This window comes from Octadecabacter sp. B2R22 (genome assembly GCF_018861045.1).
Lineage (GTDB): Bacteria > Pseudomonadota > Alphaproteobacteria > Rhodobacterales > Rhodobacteraceae > Octadecabacter.
Genome location: NZ_JAHKQJ010000010.1, coordinates 205878 through 223430 on the forward strand (window position 1 = coordinate 205878; position 17553 = coordinate 223430).

Below are 17553 nucleotides of genomic sequence, written 5' to 3' on the forward strand. Positions count from 1 at the left end.
TTGGGCGTTATGCAAACCATATGAAACATGCTCTCGCTCTTATTCTTTTCGCTGCCCCTGCTTTTGCAGATGCGCCCGTTGTTGAAAACGTCACCTATTCAAATGGTCGGTTTGACGTCACGCTGTCCCACCCAGATACGGGCTGGGACCATTACGCTGACGGTTGGCGTGTAGAATTGGCGGACGGGACAGTGCTGGGAACCCGCGCATTGGCGCACCCGCATGTGGATGAGCAACCCTTTACGCGGTCCAGTTCAATTGCTGTTCCTGATGGTGTGAGCGAAGTGTTCATCCGCGCGTCTGACACATTGGACGGTTGGGCAGAAGAGCGGCACCAAATGATGCTACCTTAGCGGCGACCCTCGCGCAGCCACGCCCCGATCACCAACACCCCAGCCAGAAGCAACGCGAGCCAAGCTGGCAGCAATGGCGTCACGCTGACGTCTGCTGTGCGGTAGGCATCCCGTGGCGTGAGGCCAATCCAACCCCGCCCAAAGGCAGGGCGGCCCGCGCGTACGTCACGCAGCGATGGCTGCCCGTCACTCAGGGTCATAATCCCGCCATTTGTGCCCGCCACCACATCAGCCAGAACATCGCCCGTCGCGATCGTTTGTTCAAACTCGCGCGGGGCAGACGGGCCAAGCGCGATGACGGTTTCGGTTTCGCTGTCGCGCAGGCGGTACAGACCGATTTCGGGGGCTTCCCACAGCAGCTCATAGCGGCCTGGTGAAACTTCATCCAAGGTTACGATGGTTTCGGTGCCGTCGGGATGGATGATCGTCACCTCACCAGCGGCGTCATTCAACGTGCGTCGCACGATGCGCATGGTCAGCCCGTTAGGTTCGGCCCATAGGGTTTCTTCCTCAAGCTCCGGTTCTTTCATCATCCAGTGAGCGAGGCGGCGCAGCAATTCCAGCTGCGGGCCGCCGCCCTCAAACCCACGATCCCAAAGCCATGAATGATCCGACGCGATCAACGCAACACGGCCTTCTTCGATCCGTTCCAGCATCAACAATGGTTGCCCATCAATGCCAGACATTACCACATCCGCGTCAGGGCTTGGTATGACTTCGATTTGGCGGAACCAACGGCCCCAAGCGGGTGTGCCGTCCTCGTTCATGCCTGTGGCAAACGTCTCAAGCCCTTCGGTCACAGGGTGACGCTGGCCAAGGTCCGTGATCGCGGGGGTAAAGCCTTCTTCATAGACCCGCGCTGTCGGGCCGCCGGGCAAAACATCCCCCAACGGAGAGCGATAGATACTATCCGCAGAGGCATAATCCGGCCCCGCTGACACCAAAACCGCACCGCCATTTGTCACGTAGTCACGGATGCTTTCGATGTAGGCGGACGGCAAAATGCCACGCCGTTTGTAGCGGTCAAAAATGATCAAATCGAACTCGTCGATCTTTTCCAAGAACAATTCCCGCGTCGGAAACGCAATCAGGCTGAGTTCGTTAACAGGGACGCCGTCTTGCTTTTCTGGTGGGCGCAAAATCGTGAAATGTACCAAATCCACGGAACTGTCGGACTTGAGCAGGTTGCGCCACGTGCGTTCACCCGCATGGGGTTCGCCGCTCACCAAAAGAACGCGCAGACGGTCGCGCACGCCGTTGATCTGGATGACCGCTTCGTTGTTGCGATCCGTCAGTTCACCCTCGGCGACGGGGGTGGAAAACTGCATGACGTTCATGCCGCCATGGGGCAGATCGATGGGCAGTTCGATGTCCTCATTCACGGGCACTTGGAACGTCAACGGGGCACCGCCATCAATCGCGATGCTCAGCTGAATAAGTTGCGTATCTGGCGCGGCGCCTTGATCTTCGACCCGCAGTGTCAGCGATACAGGTTCACCCAGAATCGCAAATGCTGGGGCGTTGCGGACCACAAGGCGGCGGTCCCAATCATCGGGCTGACCTGTCAGCAATACATGCAGCGGCGCGGGCAGCGCAGCAGGGGCAGCAGGCATATCATGGGCGCGGCCATCCGTGATCATCACCATGCCCGCGATCCGCGCACGCGGTTCTTCTGCAAGGGCCTCGGAGAGGGCAGACATCAATTCAGTGCCCGCGTCCCCGTCACCATCACTTAATGGAACGACACGCAGTTCGGTATTCGCGCGTTGTGACACGTCGGCCTGTAATTGCGCCAAGGCTTCGGCGGTTTGTTGTTCACGTTCTCCGATACGCTGGCTTGCGCTTTCGTCGATCACGGCGATCACGATGTCAGATAATTCTGCACGGTCTTCTTGTTGTAGCGACGGATTGGCGATTGCGCCAAGGATCACAATTGCCGCTAACGCACGCAGGCCCCACCCTACAAGGCGGCGCCATATGGCGAACGCCAGACCCATGGCGGCCAAAGCGGCCAGCGCGTAAAGGACTGTCAGCGGAACAAGCGGATCGAGGATGATATTACCGATCATTGGCCCAACCGATCCAGCAATGCAGGCACATGCACCTGATCCGATTTATAATTGCCCGTCAGCACATGCATGATCAGGTTCACACCAAAACGCAGGGCGATTTCGCGTTGGCGTTCGCCCGCCAACCCACGCCCGATTGGAACCAGCGGCGTGCCTTGCCGATCCGTTGCCCAAGCCGAGGCCCAGTCATTGCCGCCGGCCACCACCGGCGTCACACCATCGTTGAGGTCGCGGAATGGCATGCCTTCGGCGGCTTGCGCGTTTGCGGCGGCGGCTTCGACCCAGATATCGCGGCTTGCATGGCGACCGGGGAAATCTTGCAGCAGATAAAACGTGCGGGTCAGAACATGGTCCTGGGGAATGGGTTCAAGCGCAGGAATATCAAGACCACGGGCAATCGCCTGCAATTTGCGTCCCTCTGGACTGGCCGATCCAAACCGCGCAAGGTCTGCATCACGTGTGTCAAACAAGATCATGCCACCGCTGCGCAGATAGCGGTTCAAGCGGGCGTAGGCCTCACGCGTTGGCAGTTGCTGGTCTGCGGTCACGGGCCAGTAAATAAACGGGAAAAACGCCAGCTCATCGGTCTCAAGGTCAATACCGACCGGAAAGGAAGGTTCAATAGATGTGCGCTGGAACAGGATGTTGGACAAGCCATAAAGCCCAGCGTCAGACATCTCATCGACCTGCGTGTCGCCTGTAATCACATAGGCCAGCACTACATCCGCCGTAGACGCGATCGCAAATTCATCATCCTGCGCATCGGCCCAATTGGGGGCGATCATCATCGCCATCAAAACCACTGCCGCAGATGTCGCCCGCGGCCCGCGCAAGCGGCCTGACAGCGCAAGTGACGCGATGATATCAATGCTCAGCAGCACCAATGCCGCCGCCAAGAGCCAGCCTTTCAACAAGGTTTCGCGCACGACGTTCAATCCTTCTACTGCGATACGAGCGGGCCATGTGGCAGCGGCCAAGACGTCCTCGGGGCCGGTTACGTTCAATGCAATACGGCGATCTTCGCCAGCATAAAGGCCGGGCAATAGATCGGCAGAGGCAACGGCCTCGGCCAAGTCTTCGCCAGCAACGCCGGGTAATGTATCGGCGCGCGACAGTTCCCCAAAGGCGTCCAACACATCCTCGGGTTGCCACGTAGTGCCGGCGAGGTCTTTAACACTGGGGGTTGCAGGGCGGGTCGAGATAGCCAAGCGTTCAAGCATCTGCACGAATAGCCCTGACAACGGCAAGGTGGACCATTCCGCATTCGCGGTAACGTGGAACAAAACAATGGATCCGTTGCCGCTGGATTTACGGGTGACCAAAGGCGTGCCATCGGCCAATTGCGCGATCACGCGATCAGCAAGTGTCGGGTCCGGCTGGGCCATGACCTGTGCGGTCACCGCCACATCGTCGGGGATCGGCAGGCCAAAAAACGGGCTATTGTCGGCAAAGGGGGCCAGTTCTTTGGGTTCGCCCCAAGACATCGCGCCGCCAATGGAGCGCCCGCCAACCCGCAAGCGCACGGGCATCAGCGGGTCTTCGTCGGTGCGGCTGATGTCGGATGCCGCAAGGCGCGGACCTGCAAAGCGCACAAGCAACCCGCCCGCATCGACCCAGTCCAACATGGCGTCGGCTTCGATCGCTGTCAGCGTAGCCACATCGGCAAGGATGATAACGTCAGGATTGGCCAGCAACACGTCTTCGAGGCTGCCTTCAATCAAATCAGCTGTCGGGATCAAGGCCTGTTCAAGGTAGTGCAAAGGCGACAACAGATCGAGCGCTTCGCGCTCGCTTGCCCCCGCCAAAAGCGCAACTTCGCGGCGTTTCAAGGCGTCATCCGCGAGGGTGATAACTCCGGCAGATCGAATGCCTTGTATTTCAAAACGGGTCACGCGGTTGCGCAGTTCTGGGGGCAGATCAAAGGTGGCCGTCGCCTCGAGGTCTGTCGCAGCAAAGGCCGCGGTGGCCGTTGAAAGGCGACGTTCAACACCCGCAGGGTCAAGGCCGACCGCAGTAACGGTGGTTTCGGTGTCATTGCCAGTTGCAGCCCGCAGGACCGTAACGCTCACGGCGTCGTCCACGAACTGAGCAGGGCGCAGCGCGAACACGGGGCGCGAAGATTCAAAGGCGGTGACGGTGCCATGGGTTTCAAGTGACGCCAGAAGATCGTCGCGGCTGTCCCGCGCAATACCGTCAGACAACCAGAAGGTATCAAATGCGCCAGTCAGACTATCTGCCCAAACGATGAGGGCTTCGGCGTCGGGTGCAAAAGGGCGTGGCATAACATTGGGGAGCCGTTGTTGCACGGCCTGCGCATCTTGGAACACGGGCGGTTCCGGCGGCAGGTCGGTGAGTGTGACGAGGGCAGCAGTGCGTCCATCGCGTGCGGCTTCGGCCAAGGCGGCGTCGACGCGGTCGATGCGGCGGGTCCAGTCACGGGCATCTGCCCATGTGCCATCCATAATAACCAAAAGCGGGCCGTTGCCAGCTGTTTCCTGTTTCGGGTTCAGCACAGGGCCCGCGAAAGCAGTGATGATCGCGGCGATGGCCAAAAGCCGCAGCAACAAAAGCCACCATGGGGTGCGATCCGATTGACTGTCATCATCCGACAAGCCCAACAAAAGCGCGACACCGGGAAAGCGGCGGCGGATCGGCGCAGGTGGCACCGCGCGCAGTAATAGCCATAAGATCGGCAGGATCAGCAGCCCGAGCAACAGCCACGGCGTGGCAAAGGCGATTGGGCCGAGTGTTAGCATGTTGTGTACTCAGTTTTGGCGAAACGCAGTAGGATGGTCATGGGCGGCGTTCCAGTGCCGAATAGGTCCAAAGCAGCGCTGACGAAGCGGCGGCGTCGGTGTGATGGGTGTGGAACTGCCAGCCAGAGGTGCGTGCCAAAATTGCGAGGCGGTCTTTGCGCTCTGCGAGGCGGTCGAGGTAGCGGTCACGCAAATCACGGGCTTTCAGGGTTTCATGAACCACAGCACCGGTCATGGATTCGAAAATTGTGCGCCCGTCAAAGGGGAAGGCTTCTTCTATGGGGTCGAGGATTTGCACCAATGCGCCGCGCACGTCGCGGTCGGCGGCTTTGGCCATGGCGGTTTCGATCCCTGTCAGATCGCCCAAGAAATCTGAGACGAAGAGAGCGCGGGAATGGGGGGCCATGCCGTCCGCAATGGGTGTCCCGAAATCGTCTGCGTGATCCTCAGACAAGAGGGCGGCCATTTGTGAGATTTGCATTTCACCCCGTCGAGGGGGCAGCAGGTTGCCAGTCAGCCCAACCCGTTCACCGCCGCGCAGTAAAAGGATCGCTGTGGCAAGTGCAAGCGTGCGCGCGCGCTGGGCTTTGGTGGTGCCATCTTTCAAGGATGTGAACGACATTGAGGCGGATTGATCGACCCAGAGTAGGATGCTTTGGGCGATTTGCCATTCTTTGTCTTGTACGAACTGGTTGTCAGATCGTGCTGAGCGACGCCAATCAATCGCGCGCATTTCATCGTGGTTTTGCGCTGGGCGGTATTGCCAGAATGTATCACCCGCACCCGCTCGGCGTCGACCATGATCGCCTACCATTACCGTTGCGGCAAGGTGTTCAGCCTCGGCCAATAAGGCCGGAAAGGGCGCGGCTAGATCTTCTGATCGTGACCGAAGTGAGAGGGGCGCGTCACTCATGCGGCAGCGGCGGTCGCTGTGATTTGGGTTGCGACTTGGTCGATCACATCAGCGAGGACCTCTCCGCGCGCACGGGCGGCAAAGGAAAGCGCCATACGGTGGGACAGCACAGGCGCGGCCATGGCGCGCACGTCGTCAATGGACGGCACGAGGCGTCCATCAAGCAAGGCGTTGGCGCGAACGGTCATCATCAAAGCCTGCGCCGCACGTGGGCCAGGGCCCCAGCTGACGCTGTTTTTCACGACGTCGGGTGCGGTTTCATCATCAGGGCGACAGGCGCGCACGAGGTCGAGGATCATCTCGACGATACCGTCGCCGACGGGCATGCGGCGCAGCAGTGTTTGCGCGGCCACAAGTTCATCGGCAGTAAAGACGGCAGATGCAGCACCTTCGTCGATCCCTGTCGTTGCGATCAGAATGTCGCGTTCGGTTTCGCGGGTCGGGTAGGGCACATCGATTTGCACAAGGAAACGGTCTAGCTGGGCTTCGGGCAGCGGGTAGGTGCCTTCTTGTTCCAGCGGGTTTTGCGTGGCGAGCACGTGGAACGGCACGCCAAGGGCGCGGTGTTCGCCTGCGATGGTCACTTCTTTTTCCTGCATCGCCTGCAGCAGCGCCGATTGGGTCCGTGGCGAGGCACGGTTGATTTCATCCGCCATCAGCAACTGACAAAACACAGGCCCCTCGATAAAGCGAAAATCGCGGCTGCCGTCAGCGGCGGTCTCGAGCACTTCGGAGCCAAGAATATCGGCAGGCATCAGGTCCGGTGTGAACTGAATGCGGTTGCCGTTCAGGCCCATCACGGTGGACAGCGTATCCACCAACATCGTCTTGCCCAAACCAGGGAGACCGATCAGCAGCGCGTGCCCTCCACACAAAAGGGACGTGAGTGTGAGATCAACAACCTTGTCCTGCCCGATAAACCGTTTGGCGATAGACGACCGCGCCTCTGCCAGTTTGCCACCAAGGGCTTCGATATCATTAACAAGTTGATCGTTACTCTGGTCGGGGCTGGGCATGGCAATCCGGTCCTTTAGGGGCATATAGTTGAATTAACAGAAGAACAGATAACGCGGATAAGCCCAATGGCAAAAACAAACCAAAGTGATGAGAAGGTTCAGGTTTCGGCGGAAAGTCTCGCATCATCTGCGCGTGCCGCGAACAAAGGGGGCGGTTTGCCCCCCGTAGACAAGTGGAATCCCCCGTTTTGTGGGGATTTGGACATGCGGATCGCGCGGGACGGGACGTGGTTTTATTTGGGCACACCTATTGGGCGGCCAGAACTTGTGCGGTTGTTTTCGAGCGTTATACGCCGTGACGGGGACGATTATTTTCTAGTGACGCCAGTTGAAAAGGTCGGAATCACTGTTGATGATGCGCCTTTTGTGGCTGTGGATTTTGAAACCGTCGACGGGGACCTGCGGTTTGAAACCAATGTCGGGGATTTTGCGACAGCAGGGCCAGAACACCCAATCCGCGTGGTACGGAACCCCGAAACAGGCGAGCCATCGCCCTACGTTTTGATCCGCCGCAACCTCGAGGCGCTGATTGATCGCAAGTCGTTCTACAGGCTTGTCGATATCGGAGAGACGGCACCGCACGACGGGGCCGATTGGTTTGGGGTGCGCTCTGGCGGTGTGTTTTTCCCGATCATCCCAGCAGCGGAGCTCGATGTCTGATGCCAAAGTTTTGCGCCAACTTATCGATGCTGTTCACTGAATACCCATTGCTGGAGCGTCCAATGGCAGCGGCCATGGCAGGATTCAAAGCGGTGGAAGTTCTGTTTCCCTATGACGAAAACGCAGCAGAATTTGGAACGGCGCTGGCTCGGGCGAAAATGCCTATGGCGTTGATCAATTGCCCGCCCCCCAATTACACGGACCCCAATGGCCCTCGTGGATTTGCCGCCATGCCAGAAGAACAAGCGCGGTTTCAGGGCGCGTTTCGCCGCACGGTTCGATACGCTGGCGCGCTGGGCGCTGAGTTTGTTCATATCATGGCGGGGGCGGCTGAAGGGCCGGACGCACGGGCCTGTTTTGTCGAGAATTTGAAATGGGCGGCCGCATTTGCGCCGAAACAAAAACTGACGATTGAGCCGATCAACCGTCACGACTTGCCCGGTTATTTCTTGGACGATTTCGATTTGGCGATGGAGGTTTTGGACGAGGTGAACGCGCCGAACCTGTATTTGCAGTTCGATGCCTATCACGCGGCGCGGATTACGGGCGATGTTTTGGGCACATGGGACAAGGTAAAAGCCCGAGTCGCCCATGTTCAGGTGGGCAGCGTGCCGGATCGCCATGAACCGTCACAGGGTGAGTTCGATTATGCCGCGTTCTTTAAAATGCTTGATAAACAAAAGTTTAAGGGCTGGGTGAGCGGTGAATATAACCCCGCCGGACGGACCGAGGAAAATCTTTCTTGGATCAGCTGACATGCTGCTGACATAATGCTGTCAGCAGGGGTATGTCAGAGAGGGCTCATCAACAAATCAGGAGATGAGAAATGACATACCAACCAATGACAGCATGGGTCGAAATTCCAGTGACGGACCTCGAGAAATCAATGGCGTACTATGACGAAGTGTTCGGCTGGACGTCACAGATGGTGACGGACATGGGGCCAAACCCGATCGCGGTTCTGAACGGGGGCGATACCGGCGGTGGCGGGCATCTTTATCCGGGTAAGCCACCTGCAACAGGCACAGGCGCGACGCTTCATTTGAGTGTCACTGGTAAGCTCGAAGATACCGCCGCGCGGGTCACCAAAGCGGGAGGCGAGGTGCTGGGCCCAATCGTCGATATTCCGGCGGGTCGTTTTCAGTACACGCTTGATCTTGATGGCAATTCCATCGGGCTTTTTGAACTCGGAAAGAAATAAACCATGAGACGCGCCGACCGCCTTTTCCAGATCGTACAATATCTGCGGGGTGGTCGGCTGCTTACGGCGCAAATGCTGGCTGAACGGCTCGAGGTCACAAAGCGGACTGTGTATCGTGATGTGGCGGATCTGATTGGCTCTGGCGTGCCGATTGAGGGCGAAGCGGGCGTCGGCTATGTGATGCGGGCAGGCTATGACCTGCCACCGCTGATGTTTAATTCAGAAGAAATTGTGGCCCTTGTGGCAGGTGCGCGGATGATCCGTGCTTGGGGTGGTGCATCAATGGCGGCTGCCGCCGAGGAAGCACTGGTCAAAATCGAGGCCGTGTTGCCCGATGATGCACGGGCCAAGGCCGCCAGCGTTCCGGTTCATGCGTTTACGATGCACAACATGACCGACGACATTCGTGCACGTATTGACCGGATTGAAACAGCGGCGGACGGGCGCATTAGGTTGGATCTGGATTATGCCGACCAACATGGCGCGTCTTCGCGGCGTGTCATTCGGCCTTTGGGCCTGTGGTTCTGGGGTAAGGTTTGGACGGTCGTTGGATGGTGCGAACTGCGCGATGATTTTCGCATGTTTCGTCTTGATCGCATCAAGGACATGGAAGAGGCGGGGCCGTTCAAGATCGAAAAGGGCCAGAGCCTGCGTGATTTTTATGCCTCGCCCGATCGTGGTGGCCCCCGTGGAGATCCGCGATAGAGCTGTGTGCCGAAGGCCCTTGTAGGAGCCTCCGGCGGGGATATTTAAGAACCAAAGAAGCGGTTAGTTGGACAGGGATTGCGCGAGGCGCATCAACTGGACCGCCTCGGTTCGGTAACCGAATTGGTCGGTGCCCCGGTTGGCGTTTGCCAGCGCAATGGCGTCATCCCAGCCCCAATCCCCAAGGTAGGTGTCATCGCGCAACAGCTGGCCAAAGCCTGCGATAGAAGCGGCGAACAGGGCTTCGGTGTCGGGCGCGCCAACCGTGGAGAACGGCGTTTCGATTAACTGGCTTACGTCTTCGCCCGGGGCTTTGTAACGCAGACGCAAGAAGCCGAGTTCGTCAGACGTCGCCGTGGTTTCGGCCGCTTGATAGCGCAACGGATCGCTCAGCTGTGCGGGCGAGCCGACGGGTGTGACTTCATAGATCGCCGTGACCGTATGGCCTGCGCCAAGTTCACCCGCATCTACTGCGTCGTTGTTGAAATCCTCGCGGGCAAGGGCGCGGGTTTCATAGCCGATTAGGCGGTATTCGGCGATGGTTGCAGGATTGAATTCGACCTGAATTTTCACGTCATTGGCGATGGGGAACAACGCGCCAGTAAGGTTATCGACCAGCACCTTTTGGGCCTCTGACAAGGTGTCGATATAGGCCGCAGTGCCGTTGCCGTTTTGCGCAAGGCTTTGCATGGTTGCGTCTTGCAGATTGCCACGACCGAAACCGAGGACGGACAGGTAAGTGCCGCTGTCGCGTTTATCTTCGATGTAGGCTTCCAGCCCCCGCGGGTCGGAGAGGCCGACGTTGAAATCACCATCCGTTGCAAGGATCACGCGAGACACATCGCCATCGTCTGTCATCTGTTCTGCCATTGCATAGGCGGCCTCAAGCCCGCCTTGACCGTTGGTTGATCCGCCAGCGCGCAGATCATTCAGAGCCTTGAGGATTTCTGTGCGTTCGGATGCTGCGGTTGGTTCCAGTGCGATGGATGTTGATCCCGCGTAGGTGACGATGGAAATCGCGTCTTCTGGGCGCAGGTTATCCAGCATCAGGCGGAACGACTGGCGCAGTAGCGGCAGTTTGTCCGTACTTTCCATGCTGCCGGACGTGTCTATCAGGAACACGAGGTTCAGTGGCGGGCGGTCCTCGACGGCTGGCATTTCGCCTTGGATGCCGATGTGGACCAGTTGGGTGTCCGCATTCCATGGGGTTTCAAAAACATTGACCGTGGGTTGGAACGGGTGCGGGCCTTCGGGGGTTGGATAGGCGTAGGGGAAGTAGTTGATCAGTTCTTCGATGCGGACGGCCTGTTCGGGCGGCAATTGGCCTGCGGTCAGTGAGGAGCGCACGACGGAATAGGCGGCGGTGTCCACGTCGATAGAGAATGTGGAAACAGGGTCATCGGAGGTGATCTTGAGTGGGTTGGGTGTGTCGTTGGCATAGGTTTCGGTGTTGGCGTCGGGCGGCGGAGCGATGGTGCCGACGTAACCCGCTGGGGCCATATCGCGGGCAATTGCGTCGCCCACAGCCATTTCACGGCTAAGTGCCAGTGGCGCGGCGGGTGAAATGCTGATGCTTTCTGCGCTTTGTTCAAGGAGGACAGCGCCCTCGGCTTCGGCGACGATCGCAGGCGCTGGTTCAACGCGGGCTCTGAGGTCGGCTTCTTCGTCAATGTCGTCGGCCTGTGCCGTGGCAACTGAAACAGACCCGATTGGGGTGGCTTCCGGCTGAACCAGCGTTTCTGGCGTTGCCACTTTTGTGGTTGGGTCGAGGTTCAAGATATCGCGCCCTTGAGGCGTGGTGATCATGACGCCGCAGGCAACGATGGCGGTGGTGACAGTCAGCCCGCCGCGGGATGTAAGTTTGTTCAGCATGTCTTTTACTCCAGTCCATTTTGTTGGTCTGGTGGTATGACGGGCCGCATCGCGCGATCCTTGGAGATCGGCGAAATTTTTTGCCGCCAGCGCGATATTTCGCGCCTTGGCCTCTGTATCAGGTGCAGGGGTTGCGGCATTCATTGCGGACTTGAGGTCGTCTAGATCAAAATCATCACTCATTTATACGCCCTCCTTTTCCTTAAGGGATTTAAGATGTTTACGGGCCTCTGACAGGCGCCAGCTGATGGTGCCCTCGGAGACGCCCAAGATTTCGCCAGCCTCGGCGTGGGTCATGTCATCAAGGATTAGGGCCAGCGTGTCGCGCAGATCGGGGGCGAGTTGGCCCATGGCCTCGGTGAGCCAATCGGCGCGGGTGGTGTTTTCTTCTATAACGGCTTGGCGGTTGAGTTCCCAATCGCCCCATCCATCAGCGGCACGTCCATGGGTGGCCTGTTTGCGGCGGCGATCATGGGCGGCGTTTACGGCCACGCGGTACAGCCATGTGGTGACTTTGGATTGGCGTTTGTAACTGGCGAGCTTCGCAGGCAGCGCGGCGCAGATGTCCTGCGTGAGGTCTTCGGCCTCGTGCTGGCTGCCGGTCAGGCGAAAACACAAACGATACAGGCGGTCGTACTGACGGGCGATCAGGCTGGCAAAGGCCTGTTCGTCCCCATTTGCGGCCGCCAAGGCCATGTCTTCGTCGCTTACTGTCATACGCATCACTAGGGTATGACGGGCGCTAAAGGTCAATCCTTGGAAAGAAATTCAAAAAAGTTTCAAAAGGGTTTTGTGACGACGACCCAGAGGATGGCGATGACGCCGAAGACGCTGATTTCGTTGAAGATACGCAGGTACATGTCGCTTTCAAGGAATTCGCCTTTTTTGGCACGTATGACCATGCCGCCCGTCATCATGTAGTGGATGAACAGCAGCGCGACGAGGCCGAGTTTCACCCAGACCCAAGGCGCAAAGGACCAGACGGCGGCGCCAAGCCAGATGCCAGTGATCAGTGCGATGACCATTAGGCCCGCCGAAAAGCGATAGAGGCGGTAGGTGAGATCCCCCAAGGGACCGAATTCACCCGTCTTAGCGAAATCACGTTTCCAATAAATCAGCGCCCGTGGGACCGCGAAGATTGAGGTCATCCACCCCATGACGCAGAGAATATGTATGATTTTCAGCCAATCCATGGGCGTTTAATGGCGGATGGAAGGGGCACGTGCAAGTGGCCCACGTCTTATTCCGCGCCATCGGCCCGAGGCAACCACTGCGGTTGACGGGCGGAGTGCTGCTGGTGTGTTTGCTGCAATTTACGGTGTGGGCGGTGCCGAGGGGGTGTTTTAGGCCCCCAAGGTCAATGCGCTGCGACCTGCTGGCCCCGTTTCGGGACCAGCCGGCTGCCACAAATGCCATGGCGCACGGGGTGATAATCCGCACGGGTTAACCATGGGTAAAGGTAAAACATGTGGATTACGGGAGCGTGAATGGGGCGTTCGGTGGTGTTGCGGAGGACCAGCGTGTTGGAAGCAAAGTCCGCTGTGCGGACAGTAAACCTATATTTCGTAACTGCGGCGAAGGTTCGGTATCCGCCCAAAGGAGACATCTATTGTGTCCCGAGGTGCAGCTTGCAGCGCCTCCAAAGCAGTCATTGTTTGAACGGCAGATCAGGGACGGGGTCCCGTTATGTCCGAGCGGCGTTCGTAAACAATGAGCGTTGCTTTCTCGTCATGTAAGTCCAAGCAATAAAACGACTGGTTTTCTGCCCCTGTGCCATTTCGACGACCCTAAAATCGGTGGCATTGGCTTTTCCTATGATCCGCTTGAGGGGCTGGAGGTTATCTTTTTTCGAGACCAACGAGGTAAACCAAAGGCATTGATCGGCGAATTCTACGCTCTGGTTAACCATATTTGCGATGAACTTTATCTCCCCACCAGGGCACCAAAGCTCGGCATTTTGGCCGCCAAAGTTCAGCATATTTGACCGTCCTTTGCCCAGGTTCGACCACTTACGTTGAGTGCCTTTGTTCGCCTGTTCCTTAGATGCATGAAAAGGCGGGTTACACATGGTGACGTGAAAAGCATCATCGGACCGGAACACACCGCGAAAGATATTCTCAGGCCGATCTTGTCGTCTGAGGGAGATGTTCATGTTGTTGAACTCACAAATTTTGCCCGCAGATTTGAGTGCGGCTGCGTCGATATCAGTTCCAGTAAAGTGCCAACCATATTCGCTCTGGCCGACAATGGGATAGACCAAGCTCGCGCCTGTACCGATATCTAGCACCTTGATGTCGCGCCCACGTGGGATTTCTTGATTGTTGCTGCCAGCCAGCAAGTCCGCCAGATAATGGATGTAGTCGACACGGCCAGGAATTGGGGGGCACAAGTAACCTTCGGGAATATCCCAAGAACGGATGCCGTAGTGCGTCCTCAACAACGCTCGGTTAAGCATTCGGACGGCCAGAGAATTCTGAAAATCAATTGTTGCCTGACCGACTGGATTGCTAATCGTAAAAGCGTCAAGTTCCGGTGTATCAGCCACCAAGCGCACAAAATCATAGCCTGCCGAGTGCTGATTGCGGGGGTGCAGCTTTGTTTTGGTGGCCATGAAGGCGCCTTCCATACAGTTGGGTGGACGTCGCTCGCCAGACGGTTGGGCGTTTCTAAGCTCTTATAGATAAATAGTGAAATAGGTAGCGTGGCACATCTTCAGCTGACGTCTAACAGGGTGCGTCCGTCAAACACGGCCCCTTCCGGACTTTGACCTGCCATCGCATGTCGCGCTGCTGCTTCCCGAAAGCAGACATTAACTGGTTTTAAGTTTTTCCATCCGCAAGCGGCTCTCTATGCGCAGTTGCACGACCCGCACACTGCATGTTAGCCGCTCTATAGCCATTCCTGTGTATGCTGCTCAGGTGTCGGTTAGGGCTGGCTCGGTGATTGCACACCTTGCCAGCCCGAACAGTGACGGCCCATAACGGACACTGGTAGGTGGCGTTTATACCGCGGTGCGGCTTCCCTTAGCGGACATCGACAAAAGTCCACAGCAATTGCCGGGTGGAAAAGCCTGTTGTTCTGACTACGTGTGGATTTGATGCATCTGCGCGCCTGAGAACAGCTTGCCACAGAGTTCTGAGCGGCATAACCGCTCAGAATCTGCGCCGGCGGGCTCTTAGTGTTCGGGCAAGCACAGCCAGACGTTACGTGAAGCGGGCGAAGCTCTCAAAAACCGGCCGCTGTTGTAGCAAGAGTTTGATTTCGTGCGTCAACGCGCTGTTGGACCGCTGCGCAGGCCACGATGTTTCCCTCCAAACAAGCGGCATCGAGCTGCTGGCTGGCTGATATTTCTGCGGGTGAATCACATGCGCTTAGGCCAAGCACTGCAAGAATTATGTATCTTTTCATTGATGTTCTTTCTCTTCTTCTGGTTCCGTGCTGGTTAAACAGCACTGGATATGGACAAGACCCTTGGCGCCGCAGGACTGCCGCGAAGCCAAATGTTTTGGTTTCAGTTGTGTGTTCGTAAGTGGTGGTTCAGTTTGTTCTTTCCTGATCTGTATCAATAGATCTGGTGTCGCCCAGCGGTTCGCTTATGTCGTCCAATCCGACACGCTGAGACATTTTTTTTCTGTAACTCGATGGCGTCTGGCCAGTCACTCGCTTGAAAGCATTGTAAAAAGAAGACCGGGCGTTAAAGCCGACATCATAAGTAATGTTCAAAACAGATTCATTGGTGGTCGAAAGCAAATTTTTTGCTTCGGCGATCCGGTAGCCATTCACGAAGTCGAAAAAACTCTCACCGATCATCTCGTTCAACGTTTGAGAGATGTAATTCGACGACGCGCCCGTGTGTTTAGCCAAAGCCCAAAGGGATAGATTTGGGTCCCGATGCAAATGCTCCACTTCCATCGCAGCGCGAAGTTTGCGACTCAGGCGTTCGGAGGCTTCCGGGTTGAGCGCAGACTTTTCGTACTTACCAGTTATTTGCGCTTCGCTCGGTGGTGGGTCGTCACCATCATCCGGCTCCAACGGGGGGCTCTGTCGCAAGCCCCAGAGTGTCAGTGCCACAACAAGAGCAAAGCCGGCCAGGCTTGCGATAACCATTGCGGCACGCACATCTCCTGTGTTCGCGGCAATAAACAAGAGAAGAGCTTGTGCCAGCCAAAACAATATTCCCAGACCTCCAATCACGTAAATCCAGCGCTGTTCATATTGTTCAGTGCTTGCATAAAAGTCCCGCAACTGTAGCCGAAATCTCAACAACCGGCGCAGGATCAGATAAAGGTAAAGGGCGATCTGAGGGAAAACGGCAAGTTGGCAGAGGACCAAAAGACCCATGAGCGTCATTGGCCATGCTCCTCTTATATCGTCCCCTCCTGCATACAATGTTTCACGTACTTCGACTGGCAATGCCAAAACCAAAAGTGCGATGACAGCTGTTGTGGCTGGCAAAACGAAATGGCGTTTTAGCTTGGGTGGGAGTTGCTGGTTCTGCGAGGTCAAAACGGACACATAAATCCAGAACAGCGGCGTCAGCAAAAACGAGCTCGGCCAAGTGACAAAACTAAAGATCGAAGCAGACCCCCGCGGCAAGATTTCGATCAGCTGTGAAAATGCTTCTGGTAGATTGTTCACAGCGATAGCCGCGAGGAGAGTTGCAAAGCTTCTACGGAGTTGGGGAAACCGTGTTTGCATAAGGCAGAAAATGGCCCCGAACACCGCGATTGCAAATGTTCCGATGCTTGTCATTTCAATTATGATGCTGTCCATGGCGAAAGATCATCCTAATTTCTTTATGCGGCAAACTGGCCTAGCCATACCAAGACATGGGCCATTACGGCCCTGCCATGTTATTGTGAAAGAAGCCGATGTGCATAGCTGTCTATTGCGCCGTTTCTATTGGTAATGGCTGCCCGAACCTGTCCTGTGGAAAGCTCTGCTGCCACAATTGAGTCGTACCCATAGTTGCGTCCTTCGTGCCAAATCATCCGCCCTGGTGAGACGAAAACACCTAAGCCTGCCTGCTGTTTAACGGGCGTGATCATACGTTCGGCCAGTCCCGCTGGCAAAATGGCATGACGTGTGCGGTTTAGGGAACTGAGGATTGCTTGAAATATTCTCGCCAAGTCAGAAGCCGTCGCCCAAAGCCCAGCGGCCGCGCTCTCCGGATGACGCATGAAACCTCCTTCGACGGGTTGTCCATTCTCGAAAGATCCAAGCGCGAAGGCATTGGTTGGCGTGATCGCAAACGTCGCTTTGGATGCGCCAACGGGGCCCAGCACGTTCTTGGACACATACTCCGCAAAAGTCTCACCGGCTTTGTCTTCTATCAAGGCCTGCAAAACCATTGTGCCCCCCCCACTATATCTAAACTGGCAAAATAGCCTGTGGCGCGCCCGAATTGCCCCAGAATTTGCGCGCCCACTCCCATTCAGGACGTCAAGTATGTCAGGAAGGTCATCGTTGGGGCCGTAACCCTCAAACCCATGAACTGTTGTTCCAGCGGTATGAGACAAAAGCTCTGAAATTGTTACCGTCGCCCCGCGCGGGCCGGGCAACTGCCAACGGGTCAGATATCGGTTTACTGGGGTATCGAGGTCAATGTGGCCGTCACGGACCAACGTCAAAACAGCGAGCGCCGTAACAGTTTTGGAGCACGAAGCCACCTGAAAGAGCGTGTCATCATCGACCGCAACATCTTGGCGTGCCATGCCATCATGGTTGGCCGTCAGTAGACCATTGTTGATACTTGCAAATTGATAGCCGGTGACGTTTCGGGCAGCATGTTGTGCCAAAGTCAGGTGTGGTAGCTGCGAAAAAATCGCAGCCAAGCTCATTGCATTGAATGTTCGTCGGTTCATAGATTTGGCCTTTCAACCTCTGTTCGCGGCAAGGAATCTTAGCCCGCCGGCAGAGCATTGAACCTGAACCTCCACAACGTCGCCTTTGCCTATAGGTTTGGACAAAAAGGAAAGGTCGATATCGAAACAAAGCTGACCTTAATG

The 17553-nt window shown here is 56.9% G+C and carries 15 protein-coding genes; 5 read left to right on the forward strand and 10 right to left on the reverse strand.

Annotation, left to right across the window (positions count from 1 at the left end):
• The first annotated feature begins 20 nt into the window (after positions 1-20).
• Positions 21-353 (forward strand): hypothetical protein, encoded by a 333-nt coding sequence (locus tag KO486_RS13975; protein ID WP_216037892.1) that lies wholly within the window; start codon positions 21-23, stop codon positions 351-353.
• Here the strand turns inward: KO486_RS13975 and KO486_RS13980 are convergent.
• The 4 genes from KO486_RS13980 to KO486_RS13995 are packed head-to-tail and all read right to left on the reverse strand — an operon-like array spanning position 350 to position 7107.
• Positions 350-2422 carry a hypothetical protein gene (locus tag KO486_RS13980; RefSeq protein WP_216037893.1) on the reverse strand — a complete coding sequence of 691 codons (2073 nt, stop codon included), beginning with the start codon at positions 2420-2422 and terminating at the stop codon, positions 350-352. The genes KO486_RS13975 and KO486_RS13980 overlap by 4 nt on opposite strands.
• Complete coding sequence (locus KO486_RS13985) at positions 2419-5178, reverse strand: DUF4159 domain-containing protein (RefSeq protein WP_216037894.1); 2760 nt, start codon at positions 5176-5178, stop codon at positions 2419-2421. Before KO486_RS13985 ends, KO486_RS13980 begins: the two co-directional genes overlap by 4 nt.
• 37 nt (positions 5179-5215) lie before the next feature.
• Positions 5216-6091, reverse strand: coding sequence for a DUF58 domain-containing protein (locus tag KO486_RS13990; protein ID WP_216037895.1), 876 nt, complete (start codon positions 6089-6091; stop codon positions 5216-5218).
• Positions 6088-7107, reverse strand: a complete 1020-nt coding sequence (locus KO486_RS13995; protein ID WP_216037896.1) for a MoxR family ATPase — start codon at positions 7105-7107, stop codon at positions 6088-6090. The genes KO486_RS13990 and KO486_RS13995 overlap by 4 nt, the downstream gene beginning before the upstream one ends.
• A gap of 66 nt (positions 7108-7173) precedes the next feature.
• Between KO486_RS13995 and KO486_RS14000 the strand changes: the two genes are divergently transcribed.
• From KO486_RS14000 to KO486_RS14015, 4 genes are all read left to right on the forward strand, one after another.
• Positions 7174-7767 (forward strand): DUF1285 domain-containing protein, encoded by a 594-nt coding sequence (locus tag KO486_RS14000; RefSeq protein ID WP_216037897.1) that lies wholly within the window; start codon positions 7174-7176, stop codon positions 7765-7767.
• The gene (locus tag KO486_RS14005; protein WP_216037898.1) at positions 7767-8522 is read left to right on the forward strand and encodes a TIM barrel protein; all 756 of its coding nucleotides are present in this window, start codon (positions 7767-7769) and stop codon (positions 8520-8522) included. Before KO486_RS14000 ends, KO486_RS14005 begins: the two co-directional genes overlap by 1 nt.
• Before the next feature lie 71 nt (positions 8523-8593).
• Positions 8594-8968: a VOC family protein gene (locus KO486_RS14010; RefSeq protein ID WP_216037899.1), complete on the forward strand. Its 375-nt coding sequence runs from the start codon at positions 8594-8596 to the stop codon at positions 8966-8968.
• Positions 8969-8971: 3 nt separating this feature from the next.
• Positions 8972-9673, forward strand: a complete 702-nt coding sequence (locus tag KO486_RS14015) for a YafY family protein (protein ID WP_216037900.1) — start codon at positions 8972-8974, stop codon at positions 9671-9673.
• Between the two features lie 63 nt (positions 9674-9736).
• Here the strand turns inward: KO486_RS14015 and KO486_RS14020 are convergent, their stop codons facing one another.
• The 6 genes from KO486_RS14020 to KO486_RS14045 all read right to left on the reverse strand — a co-directional run bounded on the left by KO486_RS14020 (position 9737) and on the right by KO486_RS14045 (position 17409).
• The gene (locus KO486_RS14020) at positions 9737-11728 is read right to left on the reverse strand and encodes a VWA domain-containing protein (RefSeq protein WP_216037901.1); all 1992 of its coding nucleotides are present in this window, start codon (positions 11726-11728) and stop codon (positions 9737-9739) included.
• The gene (locus KO486_RS14025) at positions 11729-12262 is read right to left on the reverse strand and encodes an RNA polymerase sigma factor (protein WP_216037902.1); all 534 of its coding nucleotides are present in this window, start codon (positions 12260-12262) and stop codon (positions 11729-11731) included.
• 62 nt (positions 12263-12324) lie between these two features.
• Positions 12325-12738 carry a CopD family protein gene (locus tag KO486_RS14030; RefSeq protein ID WP_216037903.1) on the reverse strand — a complete coding sequence of 138 codons (414 nt, stop codon included), beginning with the start codon at positions 12736-12738 and terminating at the stop codon, positions 12325-12327.
• Between the two features lie 491 nt (positions 12739-13229).
• Positions 13230-14156 (reverse strand): 23S rRNA (adenine(1618)-N(6))-methyltransferase RlmF, encoded by a 927-nt coding sequence (gene rlmF, locus KO486_RS14035; RefSeq protein ID WP_216037904.1) that lies wholly within the window; start codon positions 14154-14156, stop codon positions 13230-13232.
• A 926-nt stretch (positions 14157-15082) separates the two neighbouring features.
• Complete coding sequence (locus KO486_RS14040; RefSeq protein WP_216037905.1) at positions 15083-16318, reverse strand: helix-turn-helix domain-containing protein; 1236 nt, start codon at positions 16316-16318, stop codon at positions 15083-15085.
• Between the two features lie 80 nt (positions 16319-16398).
• On the reverse strand, positions 16399-17409 hold the full coding sequence (locus KO486_RS14045; protein WP_216037906.1) for a serine hydrolase domain-containing protein: 1011 nt from the start codon (positions 17407-17409) through the stop codon (positions 16399-16401).
• Between the last annotated feature and the right edge of the window lie 144 nt (positions 17410-17553).

What these genes read in the sequence shown, in the direction of transcription:
- KO486_RS13975 (WP_216037892.1), top strand. Translation starts at nt 21, where the DNA reads ATGAAACATGCTCTCGCTCTTATTCTTTTCGCTGCCCCTGCTTTTGCA.
- KO486_RS13980 (WP_216037893.1), bottom strand. Translation starts at nt 2,422, where the DNA reads ATGATCGGTAATATCATCCTCGATCCGCTTGTTCCGCTGACAGTCCTT.
- KO486_RS13985 (WP_216037894.1), bottom strand. Translation starts at nt 5,178, where the DNA reads ATGCTAACACTCGGCCCAATCGCCTTTGCCACGCCGTGGCTGTTGCTC.
- KO486_RS13990 (WP_216037895.1), bottom strand. Translation starts at nt 6,091, where the DNA reads ATGAGTGACGCGCCCCTCTCACTTCGGTCACGATCAGAAGATCTAGCC.
- KO486_RS13995 (WP_216037896.1), bottom strand. Translation starts at nt 7,107, where the DNA reads ATGCCCAGCCCCGACCAGAGTAACGATCAACTTGTTAATGATATCGAA.
- KO486_RS14000 (WP_216037897.1), top strand. Translation starts at nt 7,174, where the DNA reads ATGGCAAAAACAAACCAAAGTGATGAGAAGGTTCAGGTTTCGGCGGAA.
- KO486_RS14005 (WP_216037898.1), top strand. Translation starts at nt 7,767, where the DNA reads ATGCCAAAGTTTTGCGCCAACTTATCGATGCTGTTCACTGAATACCCA.
- KO486_RS14010 (WP_216037899.1), top strand. Translation starts at nt 8,594, where the DNA reads ATGACATACCAACCAATGACAGCATGGGTCGAAATTCCAGTGACGGAC.
- KO486_RS14015 (WP_216037900.1), top strand. Translation starts at nt 8,972, where the DNA reads ATGAGACGCGCCGACCGCCTTTTCCAGATCGTACAATATCTGCGGGGT.
- KO486_RS14020 (WP_216037901.1), bottom strand. Translation starts at nt 11,728, where the DNA reads ATGAGTGATGATTTTGATCTAGACGACCTCAAGTCCGCAATGAATGCC.
- KO486_RS14025 (WP_216037902.1), bottom strand. Translation starts at nt 12,262, where the DNA reads ATGACAGTAAGCGACGAAGACATGGCCTTGGCGGCCGCAAATGGGGAC.
- KO486_RS14030 (WP_216037903.1), bottom strand. Translation starts at nt 12,738, where the DNA reads ATGGATTGGCTGAAAATCATACATATTCTCTGCGTCATGGGGTGGATG.
- rlmF (WP_216037904.1), bottom strand. Translation starts at nt 14,156, where the DNA reads ATGGCCACCAAAACAAAGCTGCACCCCCGCAATCAGCACTCGGCAGGC.
- KO486_RS14040 (WP_216037905.1), bottom strand. Translation starts at nt 16,318, where the DNA reads ATGGACAGCATCATAATTGAAATGACAAGCATCGGAACATTTGCAATC.
- KO486_RS14045 (WP_216037906.1), bottom strand. Translation starts at nt 17,409, where the DNA reads ATGAACCGACGAACATTCAATGCAATGAGCTTGGCTGCGATTTTTTCG.